Genomic DNA, 20,010 nt, shown 5'->3' on the forward strand with positions numbered 1-20,010 from the left:
CCCGTCAGCCTTCGACCATCGTGACGCGATTGACTTCGGCGAGCGTCGTGCGTCCGTCGGCGACCGCGCGCAACGCGATGCCGCGCAGCGGCACGAAGCCGCTCTGATACGCGAGTTGCTTCAGCTCGACGATCGGCCGCCGCTCGACGAAGCATTGCTTGATCGCATCGTTCAGGCGCAGCACTTCCGCGATCGGCTGACGTCCGAGATAGCCCGTGCGCCTGCACGCCTCGCAGCCCGCGCCTTTGCGGAAACGCCAGCCGGCGATCTCTTCGCGCGTGAGCGCCGAAGCGCGCAGCAGCGCGTCGTCGGGCGGATCGTCGTCGCGCACGCAATGCGGGCAGTTCTTGCGCATCAGCCGTTGCGCGACCGCGCCGAGCAGCGCGTCGACGAAACTGTGCATGTCGACGCCCATGTGCAGGAAGCGGTCGAGCACGGAGAAGACGTTGTTCGCGTGGACGGACGTCAGCACGAGGTGGCCGGTCAGCGCTGCCTGCACGGCGATGCCCGCCGTTTCGCCATCGCGGATTTCGCCGACGAGAATCTTGTCCGGATCGTGCCGCAGGATCGAGCGCAGGCCGCGCGCGAACGTGAGCCCTTTCTTGTCGTTGATGGGAATTTGCAGCACGCCCGGCAACTCGTATTCCACCGGATCTTCGATCGTGATGATCTTCTCGTCGCCGGTATTGATTTCGGTGAGCGTCGCGTAGAGCGTCGTCGACTTGCCCGAGCCGGTCGGCCCGGTCACGAGCAGGAGACCGTACGGCTCGTGCGCGATCGTGCGGATCGCCTCGACGATCTCCGGCTCGTGGCCGATCGAATCGAGCCGCAGCGCGGTGGCGCCGGCCTCGCCGCGTTGCTTGTCGAGCACGCGCAGCACGGCGTCTTCGCCGTGGATCGACGGCATGATCGAGACGCGAAAATCGATCTCGCGCTGATTGATGATCGCCTTGAAGCGCCCGTCCTGCGGAATGCGCCGCTCGCCGATATCGAGATCGGCCATGACCTTCAGGCGCGACAGCACTTGCTCGGCCGTGTCGATGCCCGGCGCGCTCGCCGTTTCCTGCAGCACGCCGTCGATGCGGTATTTGATGACGAGTCCCGCCGCCGTGCTTTCGATATGGATATCCGATGCGCGGGCCCGCAGCGCGTCGTACAGCGACGAATTGACGAGCCGGATCACGGGATGCACGTCGGCGGCGAGCGTGGCGAGCGTGATCTCGACGCCCGCATCGGCGCTCGCCGACGACTTGCCCTCGACGCTGATCTGCGTGAGCGCCTGATGCGCCGATTCATGCAGCGCGAGGTACGCCATCAGTTCGGCGGGCACGCAGAACGCGAACGCGAAGGGCTTCTTCACGCGGTTCATCGCCCAGGCGCGCATGTTGGCGTCGAAAGGGTCGGCGAGCACGAGCCACAAGTGCGCGCCGGGGTCGTCGGCGAGCAGGCACTTGCGCGACATCGCGTCGCCGAAAGAGAGCAGGTCGAAGCGCGGCGTGAGCGTTTCGAGCGCTTGCGCGTCGAAGCCGCGCAGGCCGAGCGTCGCCGTCACGTTATGCAGATAGTCGGCGGGATCGTGATCGGCATCGTCCCAGAATCGCTGCTGGCGCGTGCGCGTATCGGGCGCGATGTGCGCGGCTTGTTCCATGATTCACCCCACGGCTCCGGCCAGTTGGAAGATCGGCATGTAGAGCAGGAAGATGATCGTCCCGATGATGCTGCCCACCACCAGCATCAGGACGGGCTCGACCACGCGCATCAGCGTGTCGATCGCGCGGTCCAGCTCTTCGTCGCAAAACTCGGCCGAGCGCGTCACCATGCCGGCCAGCTCGCCGCTTTGCTCGCCCACGCGGATGAGCCGTTCGGCCACCGGCGTCGTCAGATTCGCGGCGGGCAGCGCGCCGGAGAGCGGCTTGCCCGCGCGAATTTCGTCGAGCGCCTGCGCGAGCGCCGTCTGCAATTGCGCGGGCAAGACCTGCGCGGCGAGTTCCATCGACGTAACCATCGACATGCCGCCCGCGAGCAAGAGGCCGAGCGTGCGGTAGAAGCGCGTCAGCGCGAAGAGGCGCTGATAGTCCGCGAGCTTCGGCAGCCGCATGAACGCTTCGAAGAGCCGCGCGCGCACCTTCTCGCTGCGCAACGACAAGCCCGCGCCGACGATCGCGCCGACGACGCCCGCGAGCAGCAGCCCGCCGTGCGCCTCGACGAGATTTCCCCATGCGAGCATCACGCGCGCGGAGAACGGAATCTCCTTCATCGACGCGAACACCTGGCTGAACTTCGGGATCACGTAGAACGCGAGAAACAGGACGATGAGCGCGCCCGTCGCGATGACGATCGACGGATACACCATCGACGACACGACTTTCTTGCGCACCACGGAGAGCCGCGCGTCGTAGTGGTGATAGCGCTTGAGCGCCTCGGCGAGATGGCCGGTCTGTTCGGCGGAGGCCACGGTCGCGACGTAGAGCGGCGGAAAATGCGCGGGCTGCCGCTCGAGCGCGCGCGACAGCGGCTCGCCTTCGTAGAGCGCGGAGACGATCTGCGCGAGCACTGTGCGATTGAGCCCGTCGCGGCTCTTGTCGCGCAATGTCTCGACGGTCTCGACGAGGCTCAGGCCCGCTTCGAGCAGCGCGATCAGCTCTTGCGTGAAGAGCGCGCGCTCGAACACGGGCTTGCGGAACGTGAAGCCCGCCTTGCGCTTTTCGAGCGGCGTCGCTTCGATGAGCGACAGACCCATGTCGGCGACGCTCTGGCGCAACTGGGCGTCATCGGCGGCGTCGAGTTCCAGCTCCTGCTGGCCGCCGTCGCTTTCGACCCGTACGCGATATCGCATGGCGCTCACCGCGCGGATCATTTGGCGACGATGTCCGCGTCCTCGCCCGATCCGCCCGGCTTGCCGTCGGCGCCGTAGGTCATCAGGTCGTAGTCCTTGCCGCCTTCGCCCGGCGATCGATAGATATACGGCTTGCCCCACGGATCGTTCGGAATCGCGCTGCTCATGTACGGACCTTCCCAGCCCGACGTGTTGCCGACGTTGGTCATCAGCGCGGCGAGGCCGGCGTCGGTGCCCGGATAGTGCCCGGTGTCCAGCCGATAACGGTCGAGCGCGCTTTCGATGCCCTTCATCTGCGATGCCGCCGTCTTGCTGCGCGCCTTGCCCACTTCGCCGAAGAGCTTCGGTCCGACATAGCCCGCCAATAGCGCGATGATGAGCAGCACCACCAGCAGTTCGAGCAAGGTGAAGCCGCGCCGGCGCAAGCCGATGCCGGTCTGCGTCAGCTTTCCCCTCAGTGCGGCAGCCTTCGTCAAATGGTTATACATGGCAGCCCCCGGCAGGTTCGGATCTCGGCGCCGCGCGCGTCTGCCCGGTCGGGCGATACGCGCGCGGCCCGTCGAGCATCACTTCAGTCCGTCGCTCATCACTTTCAGCAACTCGGCGTTGGGTCCGTCGCCGTCGAGTTCCCAGGCGAACGAGCCGCGCAGGTTCTGCGCTTTCACGTAGTCCATCTTGAGTTTCATGGTTCCGGGCGTGTCGTAGGACCACCAGGTGGTGCCGTCGAACTTGTACGCGGTTTTCGCGACCGGATGCTCGTACACCGTGCCGGCCGCGCTCTTCAGGAGGCGGTAGTCCTGGATGCCTTCCTCGTACTTGCCCGGCGCGGGCTTGGTGGCTTTCTGATACAGGCCGTCGCCTTGCGGACCCTTGGTGACGCCGGTCCAGCCGCGTCCGTAGAACGGCACGCCGACCACGATCTTCGATGTCGGCACGCCGCCTGCGAGCAGCGCCTTCACCGCTCCGTCGACGTTATAGGTCGGCGCATACTGGCCCGCCTTGTAGTTCGGGCTGTCGGGGTCGCCGTAGAGCGGCGCCTGGAAGTCGGTCGGCCCGTTGGTTTCCCATCCGCCGTGGAAGTCGTACGACATGATGTTGATCCAGTCGAGCGACTTGCTGTATTCGCCCGGCTCGGTCATCGCGATCTTGTCGCCGCCCGCGCCGATCGCGACCGTCAGCAGATAGCGCTTGCCGTTCTGGGCGCCGATGGCGTCGAGTTGCTTGCGGAACTCGGCGAGCAGCAGCGTGTAGTTCTTCTTGTCGTTCGGATCGACGGCGTTGTATGGCTGGCCGCCGCCGCCGGGGAATTCCCAGTCGATGTCGATGCCGTCGAACACGTCCGCGCCGATGCCGTCGCCGCCCGCGTTCGAGCCGGCGTCATAGGGCAGATTGCCCTTGATGTAGACGTCGATGCACGAGCTCACGAGCTGCTTGCGCAGCGCGTCGGTTGCCGCCGCTTTGCCGAACCATCGCGACCAGGTCCAGCCGCCGAGCGAAATGATCACCTTCAGGTTCGGATGCTTGGCCTTCAACTGCTTGAGCTGATTGAAGTTCCCTTTCAGCGGGCCGGCTCCGGCTTTGCCGTAGCGCGGATCGTTCGTCGGGAAGTCCCAGGTGTCGCCCTTGCCGCTGACGGCTTCGTTGGCGCCGAAGTTCTTTTGATAGTCGGCCCAGGCGTCGCCGCCGGTGCCTGCGTCCGCGGCGTTCGGATTGGTCGCGCCCGGCTCGGCCTTGTTGATGATGCCGCACTCGTAGCCGCCGTTCTTCTGGTAGAGGTTGCCGAACGCGTAGTTGATGAACGTGAGCATCGAGGCAGAGCCGGTCGTGTCGACGTCCTTGAGCTTGTAGTTGCGGTCGTAGATGCCCCACTGCGCGAAGTAGCCGCCGATTTCACGCGCCCCTGAGGGGGAGGGTGCGGGTGTGGGTGTGGGTGTCGGCGTCGGTGTTGGGGCCGGCGTTGGCACCGGCGTTGGCGTCGGCGTCGGTGTTGGAACCGGCGTGGGCGTGGGCGTCGGTGTTGGAACCGGCGTCGGCGTCGGCGTCGGCGTCGGCGTGGGCGTGGGCGTCGGAACGGGTGTTGGCGTCGGCGTCGGAACCGGCGTCGGCGCAGGAGCAGGAGCAGGAGCAGGCGACGGCCCGCCCGAGCACGCGCCGAGATCTTCCCATACGCCGTATTGCCCGGATTGCGCCGGATTTTCGCCCTGCGTCCACCACTTGTTTCGATAATTGCGGCCGTTGTACGTCACGCGCGTGCCCGCCGTCGCATAAGCCTGCGTCGACGACCACGCGTCATAACACGCGGAGCCCGACGGTGTCGGCGTGGGCGTCGGAGTCGGAGTCGGAGTCGGCGTTGGCGTTGGCGTGGGTGTTGGAGTCGGTGTTGGAGTCGGCGTTGGAGTCGGTGTCGGCGTGGGACTCGGGGTTGGAGTCGGTGTCGGTGTCGGTGTCGGCGTCGGCGTGCCGCCCGTTGCGCCGAGATCCTTCCACAACGTCGGCGTGGTGGAAGGCGTCCATCCCGCGCCGGGGTAGGCGGTATGCGATTGCAGCGCCTGATACGTGTGGCCGTTGTAAGTGACGGTGGCGCCTGTCGAATATGTGGTCCCTTCCTGCCACTCGGCGCCATTGGCACTGACTGAATAGGCAACCAGCAAGGCCAGCGTCAATGCGCTAATTTTGGAATGCTTAACAAGGCGATTCATGAGAATGGCCTCCTTTGTTTCGATTATGGTTGGTTTCGATTCTCTACATTGTCAAGCTGTTTGCCTCAAACGCCGCGCATTTCAAGCGCCTATACGCGGATATATTGATAATCCAAGCTTCTCCACTAAGCAAGTTGGAAATTGATGATTAGTTTTCCTTCTGGTTTTCTTATAGGCGTGCTTTTTACGCGACGCAAAGAATACTGCTTCGAAATATGGCACCGTCGATTTGAATATGCACGTCGTGAGTTCGACATCGGGCCGTTATTTTCAATCGGCATTCCGGCGATATGGATCGTTGATGCATGCAGCGATGCGAATATGAAACGCGCCGCAGATCCGTATGCGGGATCGCTTTAATCGCCGGCCGGTATATCGGCGTATCGGTGCGTCAGAACTGAACCGTGACGGCAACGATCGGTGGATAGTTTTCGCTGCCGGACACACTGGTCGATGCCGCCGCGCCCTTGACGTGAGATGCGTGCTCGATCGATTGCAACGATAGCGCCTCACCCGAAGCCGATCTCGCTTCGACGCCGACGCGATACGGCGTTTTGGTCCCGCCGCAATTCACCGCGACGCGGCTTGCCTGATCGATTTGGACAGGTGCGCCGGGCGTGACGATCGAGCAGGCATTTTCGATTGTCAGCGCGATGTCCATTTTGGCCGTGCCGCTTTTCGCGAAACCTTCGGGAGACACAGCAAGCGTTTCCGCCGCAATCAAGGCGGCGAATGCGGCATGGTAGAGCGAGTGACTTTTCATGAATGGACCCGAGGGGATATTGATTTTTCGCGCCATGCAACAGTGCATATGCGCGGGTGCTTTCTAAAAAGCCCCGCGCCTTTGAAAAAAGGAAATCGAAATGCTTAGAAAACCAGCGTCGCGGTGATGGTCGACGAATACGTGCCCGCAGCCGGCGTGTCTTGCGACGGCACGCGGCCATAAACCGTGATGCTCTGGTTCGAGCCGTCGCCCGTGCCTGCGACCGTGTCGCTGTCCACCGTATTGCCCCAGACCTGCGTGCGCGCCGTATCCCGATACAGATTGAATTCGACCGATGCATCGCCGGCCGCGTTGCTCATCTTGCGGTCCGCGACAGTCGAGCCGTTCGCGGTGCCCGCGTCGAGCGCGACGCTGTAGGCCGTGCCCTTGGTGCATGTGACCGAGAGCGTCGTCGTCTGATCGAGGTTGTTGCTGATCACACCGGTGCTGCCGAAATTCAGCGGGTTCGCGGCGATGGAGCAGTCGTCCTGCACGGTCAGCGTGACATCGAAGGTCGCGCTCTTGCTGGCGGCCATTGCATTGGGCGAAGCGACGACGCCGAGCGTGGCGGCGCCGGCAACGATGGCGATGACGGCGGCTTTGCTGAACAGATTGCGCATGAGAATCTCCGGTATCAGATTGACGACGCCGATTGCGTTTGGCGTCGCGAGAACATGAGCAAATGATAGGGAGCGCGCGTCTAAGACTGAATGAGACGACTCTTATTTGAGATGGTGAAACGAGCGGTTTCGCCGGATGGCATTGTGCTGACGCGTTTATCGAGATGCCGACGCTACATGTGAAAACGGCCTCCCGAAGGAGGCCGCCTGGCTACCGGAGACGACGTGGATTCAGATCAGTCCTTCGGCCTTGAGCGCGGCCTGCACGCCCGGGCGCGCGCCGACACGCGCCTGATACGCGACGAGCGCGGGCCACTTGCCGAGGTCGAGATCGATATGCTTCGCCCAGCTCAAAACCGTGAACAGATACGCATCGCCGATGCTGAATTCGTTGCCGAGCAGGAACTGCTTGTCATCGACTTGCTGCGCGACGTAGGCGAGACGGCGTTCGAGATTGGCCATCGCCGCGGCCTTCCAGTCGCTGCTTGCGGCCGGGTTGAAGAACGGCGAGAAGTTCTTGTGCAGTTCCGTGCCGATGAACGTGAGCCAGCTTTGCAGACGGTACCGCGCCATCGCATCGTTGAGCGGCGCGAGATGCTTCGCCGGAACCTGATCGGCGATGTATTGCATGATCGCCGGGCCTTCGGTCAGCAGTTCCCCGTTGTCGAGCAGGAGCGCGGGCACGTAACCCTTCGCGTTGATCTTGGTGAAATCCGCGCCGCTCGCGGTGAGCTTGGTCTTGAGATCGACGGCTTCGGTTTCGTAGGCGAGCCCGGATTCTTCGAGCGCGATGTGCGACGCGAGGGAACAGGCGCCTGCCTTGTAGAACAGTTTCAAAACAATTCCTCCAGGATGAGTCGCACGATTATGAACGATGTCGTGCTTGCGCAGCATCCGCTATCGCGAAACGAATTGTGTCGTTTGATGAAAGATCGAACCGCGATCAATCGAGGATGAAATCGCGCGAGGATGCGACGGTCTTCGGCGGCATCGGGAAGTCGGGGTCGGCGGCCATGTCGTGCAGCGCGGCTTCGATCGCGTCGCAGATGGCGTTCAACGCGAGATCGTTTTCCTCGAGGCCGAACGGATCTTCGATCTGCGCGGCGATCGCCTCCAGCGCCATGAACGCATACGCTACGAGCAACGCGAAAAGCGGCGTGAGCAGGCCGGCGCCATCGACGAGGCCGAACGGCAGCATCACGCAGAAGAGGTAGATCGTGCGGTGAATCATCACCGAGTAGGAGAAGGGCAGCGGCGTGGAGGCGATGCGCTCGCATCCGCCGATCACATCCGAAAGCGCGTTCAGATTGTGCTGAATCGCGAGGACGGCATAGCCATCGAGCGCGTCTTCCCGCTTGCGTTCGGCGACCCATTCGCCGAGCCAGAGCAGAATCAGCGCGGGCCGGAACTTCGCGGCGGCCACGCGTGCGTGCAGTTCAGGCGAGAGGCGGGGCGCGAGATCGGCGAGCGCGTCGGTGTTGCGCAGTTGATGTCTCAACGCGTGAGGCAGCGCGCCGAGCGCGGACAGAAAACGTCGCTCCTCAGCGCGGTCGCGATTGTCCGGCAGCGACAGCGCCTGCTGCGCCAGCGCGCGCGATGTGTTGAGCAGCGTGCCCCACAGCTTGCGGCCTTCCCACCATCGCTCGTAACTCGCGCTATTGCGGAAACCGAGAAACACCGCGAGCGCGATGCCGACGAGCGCGAACGGCGGCGTGCCGAGCCCGAGCGGATAGTGCCGCATGTGGTCGTGCATGAAGATCGCCGCGAGCGACAGCGCGAAGATCAGCCCGAGGCGCGGCAGCAGTTGCGGCAGCACGGAGCCGCGCCACACGAACAGCAGCCGGAACCAGTTGAGCTTGGGGCGAATGATCATGGACGAGCTTGCCGGTGAAACCGCAATGAATTTCCGATTATCTCGAAAATAAGGTGCATCGCGCGCGAGACATGGCGTCGCGTGCGGAAACGAAAAGGCCGTCCTTGCGAACGGCCTTCGAGATCAGCAACGCGACAATGCGATCAGAGCGCCGCGCGCGCCGCTTTCGCCGCCGCGCGCACCTGATCCGGCGCGGTGCCGCCCGGATGATTGCGGCTCGCGACCGAGCCTTCGAGCGTCAGATAGTCGAACACGTCTTCGCCGATCAGATGCGCGACGTTCGGCAGTTCGATACGCATCGCGTCGAGCGACAGGTCCGCGATATCGCAGCCGCGATCGTCGCAGATACGCACCGCGTGCGCGACGGCTTCGTGCGCGTCGCGAAACGGCAGGCCGCGCTTCACGAGATAGTCGGCGAGATCGGTGGCGGTCGAGAAGCCTTGCAGCGCGGCCGCGCGCATCGCCTGCGGCTTCACCGTGATGCCTGCGGCCATTTCCGCGAAGATGCGCAGCGTATCCGCGACCGTATCGACGGTATCGAACAGCGGCTCCTTGTCTTCCTGATTGTCCTTGTTGTAGGCGAGCGGCTGGCCCTTCATCAGCGTGAGCAGCGCCATCAGATGGCCGTTCACGCGGCCCGTCTTGCCGCGCGCGAGTTCGGGCACGTCGGGATTCTTCTTCTGCGGCATGATCGACGAACCCGTGCAGAAACGGTCCGCCAGGTCGATGAAGCCGACGCGCGGGCTCATCCACAGCACGAGTTCTTCGGAGAAGCGCGACACGTGCGTCATGACGAGCGCGGCCGCCGCCGTGAATTCGATCGCGAAGTCGCGGTCGGACACGGCGTCGAGCGAATTCGCGCAGATGCCGTCGAAGCCGAGCGCCGCCGCGACCGCGTGACGGTCGATCGGATAGCTCGTGCCCGCGAGCGCCGCCGCGCCCAGCGGCAGACGGTTCACGCGACGGCGCAGATCGCGCATGCGCTCGGCATCGCGCGAGAACATTTCGACATAGGCCAAAAGGTGATGCCCGAACGTGACCGGCTGCGCGACCTGCAGGTGCGTGAAGCCCGGCATGATGGTGTCGGCATGCTTTTCGGCCATGTCGATGAGCGCGACGCGCAACTCCTTCAGCAGCTCGCCGATGCGGTCGATTTCGCCGCGCAGCCACAGGCGGATGTCGGTCGCGACCTGATCGTTGCGCGAGCGGCCGGTGTGCAGGCGCTTGCCCGCATCGCCGATCAGCGCCGTCAGGCGCGCCTCGATGTTCAGATGCACGTCTTCCAGATCCAGCTTCCACTCGAACTCGCCGCGCTCGATTTCGCCCTTGATCTGCGCCATGCCGCGCTCGATGGCGGCGAGGTCGTCGGCGCTGATGATCTTCTGCGCCGCAAGCATGGACGCGTGCGCGAGCGAGCCTTGAATGTCGACGAGCGCGAGCCGGTTGTCGAAGAACACCGACGACGTGTAGCGCTTGACGAGCTCCGACATCGGCTCGGAGAAGCGAGCCGACCAGGCTTCGCCTTTTTTGTGGAGTTGGGACGTCATGGTGATGTTTTCAGCGGTTCGGGCTTCGGGAAGTCGACAATTTTAACATTCGGCACTATTCCGATCCGACCAGAATCACGAGCTTCAAATCCTCGCGATGCGCGGGCTTGAACGTGATCTGATTGAACACGACGCGCCCGCGCGACGGATGATTGAACGCGCGCTCGCCGCCTTCGCGCTCGAACACGTCCTGCGACGCCCAGTAGCGCGCGAAGGCATCGCTCGCGGCGGAGAGATCGTCGATGAGCGCGCGCGTCGGCGCATCGTTCAGATGGCGGATCGAATCGGCGCGGAATTCGGCCGCCAGACGCCGCGCGCGCGTTTCCCAGTCGACGATCAGCGCGCGCGCCGCCGGCGACGTGAACGTGTACGTGAGCAGATTGCGGTCGTGCTCGCCGTCGAGCCAGCCGACGAACAGCGCCGACGCATGCTGGTTCCAGCGCAGCGCGTTCCACTGACGATCGAGCACGTAGGCGGGCGCGCCGATCAGCCCGACGGTCTGGAGCAGCGCGGCGGGCGCGTCCTGCGAAGCCGGATCGGGCTCGGCGGGATCGCGCTGGGCGGCGAGCTCGAAAAGATACGCACGTTCGGCGCGCGACAGTTGCAGCGCGACGGCGATGCGCGCGAGGGCATCGGCGGAAGCGGACACGGGCCGGCCTTGCTCGATCCAGGTGTACCAGGTCGGGCTCACGCCGCACAGTTGCGCGACTTCTTCGCGGCGCAAGCCGGGCGTGCGGCGGCGCGGGCCGGGCGCGAGTCCGACCGCTTGCGGCGACAGCCTTTCGCGATGCGCGCGGATGAACTCGCCGAGCGCGTGCGCGGACGTTTCGGCGAGGGTTTCGTTCTTGTCGATGTGATTCATGCGTGGCAGGTGGTGTACATACCAGAATAACTGCACAACTTGTACTGGTACAAAGCGGGTTCTATTGTAGCGACACAAGACCACGACGAAACCGGAGCCCACGATGAAACACCACGATCAGGTCGCAGACGCATTCGGCAGCACCGCTGCCGCGTATCTCACGAGCGCCGTCCACGCGAGCGGCGCGGATCTGCAGAATCTCTCCGCGACGTTCGCGGCCACTTGCGGCAACGCGCGCGTGTTGGACATGGGATGCGGCGCGGGACACGCGAGCTTTGCGATCGCGCCGCACGTGCGCGAAGTGGTGGCGTACGACATCGCCCCGCAAATGCTCGCGACCGTGGAAGCCGCCGCGAAGGAACGCGGCCTGACGACGATTCGCACGCAGCAGGGCGCGGCCGAAACGCTGCCGTTCGCGGATGCGTCGTTCGACTGGGCCGTGAGCCGGATGAGCGCGCATCATTGGCGCGACGTTTCGTCAGCGCTTGCCGAAGTGCATCGCGTGTTGAAGCCTGGCGGGCGGCTGAAGTTCATCGATATCGCGGGCATCGACGATCCGCTCTACGACACGCACATTCAGGCGATCGAAATCCTGCGCGATGCGTCGCATATCCGTGACTATCGCGCCGACGAATGGATCGCGATGCTCGATGCCGCCGGTTTCGATGCGCAAATCGCCGAGCGCTGGCGCATCCCGCTGGAATTCGAGTCGTGGGTGACGCGGATGCGTACGCCGGCCGAGCGCGTGACGGCCATCAGATCGATGTGGGCGAGCGCGCCGGATGAGGTGCGGCAGTATTTCAACGTGAAGGATGATTGCTCGTTCGAGCTCGATGCGGTGATGGTGGAGGGGAAGAGGCGTGGTTGAAGATTGTGGGATGTCGCTCGATCCTCGGGTTCGTGTCGGTGACGGTTGTTGATTTCGCCGGATCCCGTTTTCTTAGTGGTCTATAAGCACTGCCCCGCACAGGGGCAACGCCAATAGACCGACACGAAATCGGGATCCGCCGAAACCCACGCATACATCGAGGCAACGTTGCATCCCGAACCAAAACGCCCCGCCAAGGGAAGGCATCAGCCGGTATTACGCAACCCCGCGGCAATCCCGTTGATCGTCAAATGAATCCCGCGCCGCAGCCGCACGTTCTGATCGCCCGCGCGGTGACGCTTCAACAGCTCCACTTGCAAGTGATTGAGCGGATCGAGATAAGGGAAGCGGTTCTTGATCGAACGCGCGAGCAGCGGGTTGTCCGAAAGACGATCGATCTTGCCGGTAATTTCGCCGAGCACGTCGCACGTGCGCTGATGCTCCGCGACGATCTTGTCGAACACGGTCTTGCGCAGCTTCTTGTCGGTGACGAGCTGCGCATAGCGCGACGCGACGGCGAGATCGGTCTTCGCGAGCACCATGTCCATGTTCGACAGCAGGTTCTTGAAGAACGGCCACGTCTTGTGCATCTTGCGCAGCGTCGCGAGACGTTTCGCGCGTTCATCGTCGGAACCGGCGCGGTCGAGATACGCCGTCACCGCGCTGCCGAAGCCGTACCAGCCCGTCAGCAAGAGACGGCACTGGCCCCACGAGAAGCCCCACGGAATCGCGCGCAGATCCTCGATCTTGCGCTGCTTCGGATCCTGCAGCTTGCGCGACGCCGGCCGGCTGCCGATGTTCAGCTCCGCGATCTCCGAAATCGGCGTCGACAGGAAGAAGTAGTCGGTGAAGCCCGGCGTCTCGTAGACGAGCGCGCGATACGCGGCCATCGCGGAATCGGAGAGCGTCTGCATCGCCGCTTCGAATTGCGGCAACTGCGCGGGCGCGTTCTCGTGCGGCAACAGCGATGCTTCCAGCGTCGCGGCGACGACCGTCTCCAGATTGCGCCGCCCGATTTCCGCGTTCGCGAACTTGCTCGCAATCACTTCGCCTTGCTCGGTCAGGCGGATTTGCCCGTCGACGGTGCCGGGCGGCTGCGACAGAATCGCCTGATACGTCGGGCCGCCGCCGCGTCCGACCGTGCCGCCGCGTCCGTGGAAGAGGCGCAGCGTCGTGCCACGCTCCTTGAACAGCGTGACGAGCGCCAGTTCCGCGCGATACAGCTCCCAGTTCGACGTGAGGAAACCGCCGTCCTTGTTGCTGTCCGAATAGCCGAGCATCACTTCCTGCTCGTTGCCCTGATTTTCGATGAGCTTGTCGATGCCCGGCAGCGCGAAGAATTCGCCCATGATGACCGGCGCGTTGCGCAAGTCGGCGATGGTCTCGAAGAGCGGAATGACCATCAGGCCGTCGCGCGGGGAATCGTCCTTCGCGCCGAGATAGCCTTGCAGCACGCCCGTTTCCTTCTGCAGCAACATCACTTCCAGCAAGTCGCTGACGGTCTCCGTATGCGAAATGATGTAGTTGCGCACCGCGCGCGCGCCGAACTTCGCGCGCGTCTCGCGGGCCGCTTCGAGCACGCCGAGCTCGCTTTTCGCGAGATCGGAATAGTGCGCGTAGGGAAGGCGCAGCGGGCGCGGCTGCGCGAGCTCCTTCAGCAGCACTTCGCGCTTCTGCTCTTCGGTGAGCGACGCGTAATCCTCGACGACGCCCGCACGCGCGAGCAGCTCGCTCACGACGGCCTCGTGAATGTCCGAGCTTTGCCGCAGGTCGATGCTCGCGAGATGGAAGCCGAACACTTCGGCGGCGCGCGCGAGCGGCGACAGACGCAGGCTCGACATCGACGCGCCGTGATGCTCCGCGAGCGAATCGATCAGCACGTGCAGGTCGCGCACGAATTCGGAGGCATCGGCGTAGGGCGTCGCGCGAATCTGCGGTGCGCCCGGACCCGCGCTGCGCACGGTCACGACGCCTTCGCCGAGCCGCACGCGCGCGCTCGCCGCAAGCCGCGTGTAGATGCCGATGAGCGCGCGCCGATACGGCTCGTCCTTGCGATGCGGCGACTGGTCGGGCGAGGCATCGGCGAGTGCTTTCAGGGCATCGCTCGAACCGGCGAGCAGGTCCGACACGGACAATTCCGCGCCGAGCTTGTGCGTCTCTTCCAGATAGTGTTCGAAGATGACGATCGCCTGACGCGTGATCGCGTTTTCGAGCGTTTCGCCGGTGACGAACGGATTGCCGTCGCGGTCGCCGCCGATCCAGCTTCCCATCTGAAAGAACGGCGGCAGGCGCACGGGCAGGCCGTGTTCCGCGAGCGCGGCTTCGATATCGGCGTAGAGCGCGGGAATTTCGGCGAGAAAGGTCGCGCGATAGTAAGACAGCGCGTTGTCGATTTCATCGGCGACGGAAAGGCGCGCGTCGCGCAACATGCGCGTCTGCCACAGCGACGTCACGCGTGCGCGCAGCACCGCTTCGTTCTGTGCGCGTTCGCGCGCGGTCAGTTCCTGATCGCGCTCGGCGAGCAGACGCGCGATATCGTGTTGCGCGTCGAGAATGCTCTTGCGCGAGACTTCGGTCGGATGCGCGGTGAGGACGGGCACGATCAGCGCATCGCCGAAAAATCTCTCGAGCAGCTTGCGCGTCGCGCTGATGTTCTTGTGCTCGCGCATGCGCTCGATCGCATACGCGATGGTGCCCGGCTGCGCACCCGAGCCCGCGAGCGCGTGAATGCGCCGCCGGCGATTGTGATGGCGGTCTTCGGCGATGTTCGCGAGATGCGAGAAGTAGCTGAACGCACGCACGACCGACACCGTCTGTTCCGGCGACAGCGCGCGCAGCTTCTTTTCGAGCGTCTGCGAGGCTTCGACGTCGTCCTCGCGGCGGAACTTCACGGCCGTCTGACGAATGGCCTCGACGACCTCGAACACGGCGTCGCCTTCCTGCTCGCGCAGCACTTCGCCGAGCACACGCCCGAGAAAGCGGATGTCTTCGAAGAGCGGGCGGTCCTTGTCGTCGCGCGTGCGGCTCGCGGGCTTCGTGGGCTTCGCGGCTTTCGCGACGGCCGCGCCGTTGGGACGCGGCGTTTTGAGCTTCGTCGGCGCGGTTTTGGTCGCGATGGCTTTCTTCGCGAGCTTCGGCGCGATGGCCGCTTTCGAAGCCTTCGCGGCCGTCGCGGCCTTCGTCGTGACGATGGGCGACGACGCCGCGCGCGGCGCGTCGGAGGAGGAAGACTTGGGCAATGCGGCGTTGCGGCGCGCCGGGCGAGCCGATCCGGATGACGTCACGTTGGGTTCCTCTCGAAAGCTGCGAAGCCAGGGTACATCGACATGATCCGGCGACCTCGACGGGCGCCGCATCGGCAGAAAATCGCGGGCCGCGCGAACGGCCGTGCGTCAAACCGGCGACAGCATGCCGCGGCATTCTTCGCGCCCCGAAGCGTTCATCGCGCGCGACGCGGCCGGGGCCGTCGTTCACGCCGCTACGAACACACCACGGACGCCCCGAAAGGCGCATCGGACAAGGCTCTCGCGCGCTGCCCGGGTGTCGGTGGACCTTGGCGTGCGTGCTACCATTGTTCGCTAATGTCTATTCATCCATCCCGTCATTCGATCGAGCATCAATGAATTCCGAGACGCATTCAACGACACCGCCCGCGAGCATCATCATCGCTTCGCGGGAAAGCCGGCTTGCGATGTGGCAAGCCGAGCACGTGCGGTGTGCGCTGCACAAATTATATCCATCTTGCGACGTGAAAATCCTCGGAATGACGACGCGCGGCGATCAGATTCTGGATCGCACGTTGTCGAAGGTCGGCGGCAAGGGTTTGTTCGTGAAGGAGCTCGAAGCCGCGCTCGCCGAGGGCCGCGCCGATCTCGCCGTGCATTCGCTCAAGGACGTGCCGATGGAACTGCCCGAAGGCTTCACGCTCGGCGCCATCATGGAGCGCGAAGATCCGCGCGACGCTTTCGTGTCGCCGCATTACGCGTCGCTCGATGCGCTGCCTGCGGGGAGCATCGTCGGTACGTCGAGCCTGCGTCGCGAGTCGATGATTCGCGCGCGCTTTCCTCATCTCGAAGTGCGGCCGTTGCGCGGCAATCTCGATACGCGTCTCGCCAAGCTCGACCGCGGCGAGTACGCGGCGATCATCCTCGCGGCGGCGGGTTTGAAGCGTCTCGGTCTGGAAGCGCGCATCCGTGCGCTGCTCGATCCGTTCGAGAGCTTGCCGGCAGCGGGGCAGGGCGCGCTCGGCATCGAGATTCGCGCGGACCGCGCCGATCTCGCCGCGTGGCTCGCACCTTTGCACGATGAAAACACCGCGCTCGCGGTCGAGGCGGAACGCGCGGTGTCGCGCGCGCTCGGCGGCAGTTGCGAAGTGCCGCTCGCCGCGTACGCCGTATGGCGCGACGGCGCGCTGCATCTGCGCGGCGCGGTGTCGATGCCCGACGGCAAGCGCGTGCTGCGCGCGGAGGAAAGCGTGCAGGCGCCCGATCTCGCCGCCGCGCTCGCGCTCGGCCAGCGCGTGTCGTCGGATCTCGAAGCGCAAGGCGCGATGGATATCGTCGCCGCGCTCAGCACCATGTCGCGCGCCGACGGCCCGAACACCGCGCCCTCGGGGCCGAAGTCCTGATGGCGAGCGAGCGCCGCGCCACCGTCGTCGTCACGCGTCCCGCCGGACAGTCGTCCGCGCTGCTCGCGCTCCTTGCGAGCGCCGGCTTCGACGCGCTGGAATTTCCGCTCATCGATATCGCGCCCGTCGCCGACGATGCGCCGCTGCGCGCCGCGCTCGACGAGCTTTTTCTGCCGCCGGAAGCGCCGGGGCGCTATGCGCTCGTCGTGTTCGTGTCGCCGAATGCGATCGATCATGCGTTCTCGCGGCTCGCCGCGCCGTGGCCCGTCGATTTGCCCGTCGCAGTCGTCGGTCCGGGCTCGGTCGCGGCGCTGGCGCGTCAGGGCGTGCACGCGCCGTCGCATCGCGTGATCAGTCCGTCGGCGCAAGCGCTCGATCCGCGCTTCGATTCCGAGGCGCTCTTCACCGCGATCGAAGCGCATTTCGGCACGAACGGTCTCGAAGGCAAGCGCGTGCTGATCGTGCGCGGCGACGGCGGCCGCGAATGGCTCGCCGAGCGGCTCGCGCAAGCAGGCGCGCGGGTCGAAAAGGCCGCCGCCTATCGCCGCGTGTTGCCGGAACCGTCGATGCAAAAGTGGGAGCGCATCCACGAATTGCTGGCCGGAGAACCGCACGCGTGGCTGCTGACAAGCTCGGAAGGCGTGCGCAATCTCGACGAGCTCGCCCACGAACATCTCACCGCCGACGAAATCGTGCTGCTCAAGCGCGCGCCGCTCGTCTGCCCGCACCCGCGCATCGCCGAGGCCGCGCGGGGAGCGGGTTTTGATAGGATTACGGTGTCCGGCGCGGGCGATGAGCGCATCGCGCACGCGCTGGAAGCGCTGTTCCCGCTCCAACGGGATCCGGAGGCTCACGCGCACGCGAGCGCATCGGCTTCGATAAATTCCTCATCCGCGCCGACGGACGCCAATCCGGCCACCGCGCCGGCCCAACAAACGGCTCAATCACGCATGACTGATTCGAACGATTCCAAGAAAGCTTCACCTCAGCCGAACGTGACACCGCCCTTGCCGCCGAACACGCCTTTCACGCCTTATGAGCAGCAGAAGAAGAACGGCGGCGCGGGCATCGTGGTGTTGTGGTTCGTCGTCGTCATTCTGGCGGTGGCGGCGGGCGCGGGCGCCTTCGTCCTGAACCGCAAGTTCGAGCGCACCGACGCGCAACTGTCGCAGCGCCTCGCCCAGTCCGACGAGCAGAACGCCGATCTGCGCGCGAAGGCCGATCAGGCCGCGAGCGCGACCACCGCGTTGAACACGCAGATCATCCAGTTGCAGGGCAAGCTCGCCGATGCCGAAGCGCACAGTCAGGCGCTGCAGCAGCAATATCAGGATCTCGCGAGCAATCGCGACGACTGGACCGTCGCCGAAGTCGAGCAGATTCTGTCGAGCGCGAGCCAGCAGTTGCAACTCACCGGCAACGTTCAACTCGCGCTTTTCGCGCTGCAAAGCGCCGACACGCGTCTTGCCGCGACCACCGGTCCGCAGGTCGTCGCGATCCGCAAGGCGATCGCGCAGGACATCGACAAGCTGAAAGCCACGCCGACGACCGATCTCACCGGTCTCGCGATCAAGCTCGACACGGCCATCGACCAGATCGACCAGTTGCCGCTTTCGGGCGAGGCGCCGATCGCCCGCGCCCGCGCGCAGGCCGCCGAGCCGGCCAACAGCGCGTCGATCGCGGCGGCGACCGGCGAGCCGCGCTGGAAGGTGCTGTGGCATCAGATCACGAACGGCATCGGCCAGCAGTTGTCGAGCCTCGTCTCGGTGCGCCGCATCGATAACGCCGATGCGATGCTCACATCGCCCGATCAAGGTTATTTCGTGCGCGAAAACGTGAAGCTGCGGCTGCTGTCGGCGCGTCTTTCGCTGCTGTCGCGCAGCGAGCCGACGCTCAAGTCGGACCTGCACGCCGCCGACGCCGCGCTCGGCCGCTACTTCGATGCCTCGTCGAAGAAAGTGCAGGCCGTGCGCGAACTCGTGAAGCAGGTCGATCAGGCGTCGCTCGCCGTCGCCGTACCGAACCTGAACGCGAGCCTCGCCGCCGTCCATCAGTTCAAGCGAGGCGGATGATGACGATTCGTGGACTCATCTGGCTCGCGCTGCTGTTCGCCGTCGCGGTGATCGTCGCGACCGTCGGCGGCTTCAACAACGGACAAATCCTGCTCGTGATACCGCCGTATCGCGTGGACATGTCGCTCAATCTGTTCGCGGTCGCGCTCGTCGTGCTGTTCATCGTGCTGTACGCGATCATCCGCGCGGTGCGTGGCGTCTGGAAGATGCCGTCGCGCGTCGCCGCGTACCGCACGCGCAGCAAGATCGCGAAGGCGAATGCGTCGCTGCGCGATGCGGTCGGGCATCTGTACGCAGGCCGTTTTTCGAAAGCCGAGAAGGCCGCGCGCGATGCGTTGTCCGTCGAAGACAACAAGGGTGCGGCCGGGCTGATCGGCGCGAACGCGGCGCATCGTCTGCACGAATATGCGCGCCGCGACGAGTGGCTCGCGCAGGTTTCCGGCGCCGACTGGCAGGACGCGCGCCTGATGGCCACCGCCGACATGCGCGCCGATGGCCGCGACGCCGACGGCGCGCTCGTCGCGCTCACCGAAATGCAGGCGCAGGGCGGCCGGCGCATCCACGCGCAGCAGATCGCGCTGCGCGCGCAGCAGCAATTGAAGAACTGGGGCGAAGTGCTGAAGCTCGTGCGGATGCTGGAGAAGCGCGAGGCGCTGCATCCGGCGGTCGCGGTGCGGCTGCGCCAGGTCGCGGCGGAAAATCTGCTGCGCGATCGCCGGCATAACCCGGACGCGCTGCTCGAACTGTGGCAATCGCTGTCGGCGACCGAGCGCCAGTCGCCGCGTCTCGCCGATCTCGCCGCGGAACTGCTGATCGCGCTCGATCGTCGCGCGGAGGCGAAGAAGATCGTCGAAGACGCGCTCGCGCACAACTGGGACGCGCGGCTGTTGCGGCGTTATCCGGACTGCATCGTCGGCGGCGACGCTTTCCCGCTGATCCAGCGCGCCGAAGCGTGGCAGAAGGAACGCACCGAAGACGCCGACCTGCTTTTCACGCTCGGACGTCTCTGCCTGCATCAGCAGTTGTGGGGCAAGGCGCAGGCGTTCCTCGAATCGGCGCTGAAGCTCGCCGACAACGAACCGCTGAAGATTCGCACGCATCGCGCGCTCGCCCGTCTGCACGAACAGCTCGGCGACGCGGACAAGGCCGCGGAACATTACCGCGCAAGCGCGCTGGCGATGAACGTCGTCTGATTGCGCTCGCCTGACGCGTTCAGGAACGGGCTGCACGGGCGCGATGCTCATGC

Annotated in this window: 16 protein-coding genes and 2 pseudogenes; 4 read left to right on the forward strand and 14 right to left on the reverse strand. The window is 65.1% G+C overall.

Going from position 1 to position 20,010, the window contains the following annotated elements:
• Window positions 1-4: 4 nt before the first annotated feature.
• The 13 genes and pseudogenes from NCT05_RS04460 to NCT05_RS04510 all read right to left on the reverse strand — a co-directional run bounded on the left by NCT05_RS04460 (window position 5) and on the right by NCT05_RS04510 (window position 11,200).
• On the reverse strand, window positions 5-1,648 hold the full coding sequence (locus NCT05_RS04460; protein WP_008351022.1) for a GspE/PulE family protein: 1,644 nt from the start codon (window positions 1,646-1,648) through the stop codon (window positions 5-7).
• A gap of 3 nt (window positions 1,649-1,651) precedes the next feature.
• Complete coding sequence (locus NCT05_RS04465) at window positions 1,652-2,836, reverse strand: type II secretion system F family protein (RefSeq protein WP_034474466.1); 1,185 nt, start codon at window positions 2,834-2,836, stop codon at window positions 1,652-1,654.
• A 17-nt stretch (window positions 2,837-2,853) separates the two neighbouring features.
• Entirely contained in the window at window positions 2,854-3,324 is a 471-nt protein-coding gene (gene gspG / locus NCT05_RS04470; protein ID WP_008351020.1) for a type II secretion system major pseudopilin GspG, read from the reverse strand.
• Window positions 3,325-3,402: 78 nt separating this feature from the next.
• Window positions 3,403-4,800, reverse strand: a complete 1,398-nt coding sequence (locus NCT05_RS04475; protein ID WP_081851932.1) for a glycoside hydrolase family 18 protein — start codon at window positions 4,798-4,800, stop codon at window positions 3,403-3,405.
• Between the two features lie 210 nt (window positions 4,801-5,010).
• Window positions 5,011-5,112: pseudogene (locus NCT05_RS36950) on the reverse strand (carbohydrate-binding protein); the annotation flags it as partial.
• Between the two features lie 13 nt (window positions 5,113-5,125).
• The gene (locus tag NCT05_RS04480; protein ID WP_250501812.1) at window positions 5,126-5,350 is read right to left on the reverse strand and encodes an MSCRAMM family adhesin SdrC; all 225 of its coding nucleotides are present in this window, start codon (window positions 5,348-5,350) and stop codon (window positions 5,126-5,128) included.
• 26 nt (window positions 5,351-5,376) lie between these two features.
• Window positions 5,377-5,535: pseudogene (locus NCT05_RS36955) on the reverse strand (carbohydrate-binding protein); the annotation flags it as partial.
• A 391-nt stretch (window positions 5,536-5,926) separates the two neighbouring features.
• Window positions 5,927-6,334 carry a hypothetical protein gene (locus NCT05_RS04485; RefSeq protein ID WP_250501813.1) on the reverse strand — a complete coding sequence of 136 codons (408 nt, stop codon included), beginning with the start codon at window positions 6,332-6,334 and terminating at the stop codon, window positions 5,927-5,929.
• Window positions 6,335-6,402: 68 nt separating this feature from the next.
• Complete coding sequence (locus NCT05_RS04490) at window positions 6,403-6,918, reverse strand: Csu type fimbrial protein (protein WP_244807785.1); 516 nt, start codon at window positions 6,916-6,918, stop codon at window positions 6,403-6,405.
• Window positions 6,919-7,149: 231 nt separating this feature from the next.
• The gene (gene gstA / locus NCT05_RS04495; RefSeq protein WP_008351011.1) at window positions 7,150-7,755 is read right to left on the reverse strand and encodes a glutathione transferase GstA; all 606 of its coding nucleotides are present in this window, start codon (window positions 7,753-7,755) and stop codon (window positions 7,150-7,152) included.
• Between the two features lie 106 nt (window positions 7,756-7,861).
• Window positions 7,862-8,791 carry a bestrophin family protein gene (locus NCT05_RS04500; RefSeq protein WP_008351010.1) on the reverse strand — a complete coding sequence of 310 codons (930 nt, stop codon included), beginning with the start codon at window positions 8,789-8,791 and terminating at the stop codon, window positions 7,862-7,864.
• Between the two features lie 143 nt (window positions 8,792-8,934).
• Window positions 8,935-10,338 carry an argininosuccinate lyase gene (argH, locus tag NCT05_RS04505; protein WP_008351007.1) on the reverse strand — a complete coding sequence of 468 codons (1,404 nt, stop codon included), beginning with the start codon at window positions 10,336-10,338 and terminating at the stop codon, window positions 8,935-8,937.
• A gap of 55 nt (window positions 10,339-10,393) precedes the next feature.
• On the reverse strand, window positions 10,394-11,200 hold the full coding sequence (locus tag NCT05_RS04510; protein ID WP_250501814.1) for a helix-turn-helix transcriptional regulator: 807 nt from the start codon (window positions 11,198-11,200) through the stop codon (window positions 10,394-10,396).
• Between the two features lie 103 nt (window positions 11,201-11,303).
• Here NCT05_RS04510 and NCT05_RS04515 point away from each other — a divergent pair, with 103 nt between their 5' ends.
• Window positions 11,304-12,068 (forward strand): class I SAM-dependent methyltransferase, encoded by a 765-nt coding sequence (locus tag NCT05_RS04515; RefSeq protein ID WP_008351004.1) that lies wholly within the window; start codon window positions 11,304-11,306, stop codon window positions 12,066-12,068.
• A 206-nt stretch (window positions 12,069-12,274) separates the two neighbouring features.
• On the opposite strand, the gene ppc is transcribed toward NCT05_RS04515, so the two are convergent.
• Window positions 12,275-15,352 (reverse strand): phosphoenolpyruvate carboxylase, encoded by a 3,078-nt coding sequence (gene ppc / locus NCT05_RS04520; protein WP_250439211.1) that lies wholly within the window; start codon window positions 15,350-15,352, stop codon window positions 12,275-12,277.
• A gap of 335 nt (window positions 15,353-15,687) precedes the next feature.
• Between ppc and hemC the strand changes: the two genes are divergently transcribed.
• From hemC to NCT05_RS04535, 3 genes are read left to right on the forward strand one after another with little or no spacing between them, the layout of a single operon-like run.
• Entirely contained in the window at window positions 15,688-16,695 is a 1,008-nt protein-coding gene (hemC, locus tag NCT05_RS04525; RefSeq protein WP_250501815.1) for a hydroxymethylbilane synthase, read from the forward strand.
• The gene (hemDX, locus tag NCT05_RS04530) at window positions 16,695-18,764 is read left to right on the forward strand and encodes a fused uroporphyrinogen-III synthase HemD/membrane protein HemX (protein ID WP_250434119.1); all 2,070 of its coding nucleotides are present in this window, start codon (window positions 16,695-16,697) and stop codon (window positions 18,762-18,764) included. Before hemC ends, hemDX begins: the two co-directional genes overlap by 1 nt.
• The gene (locus NCT05_RS04535; protein WP_008350996.1) at window positions 18,764-19,957 is read left to right on the forward strand and encodes a heme biosynthesis protein HemY; all 1,194 of its coding nucleotides are present in this window, start codon (window positions 18,764-18,766) and stop codon (window positions 19,955-19,957) included. Before hemDX ends, NCT05_RS04535 begins: the two co-directional genes overlap by 1 nt.
• The last annotated feature ends 53 nt before the right edge of the window (window positions 19,958-20,010 follow it).

This window comes from Caballeronia sp. AZ7_KS35 (assembly GCF_023631045.1).
GTDB classification, from domain to species: domain Bacteria; phylum Pseudomonadota; class Gammaproteobacteria; order Burkholderiales; family Burkholderiaceae; genus Caballeronia; species Caballeronia zhejiangensis.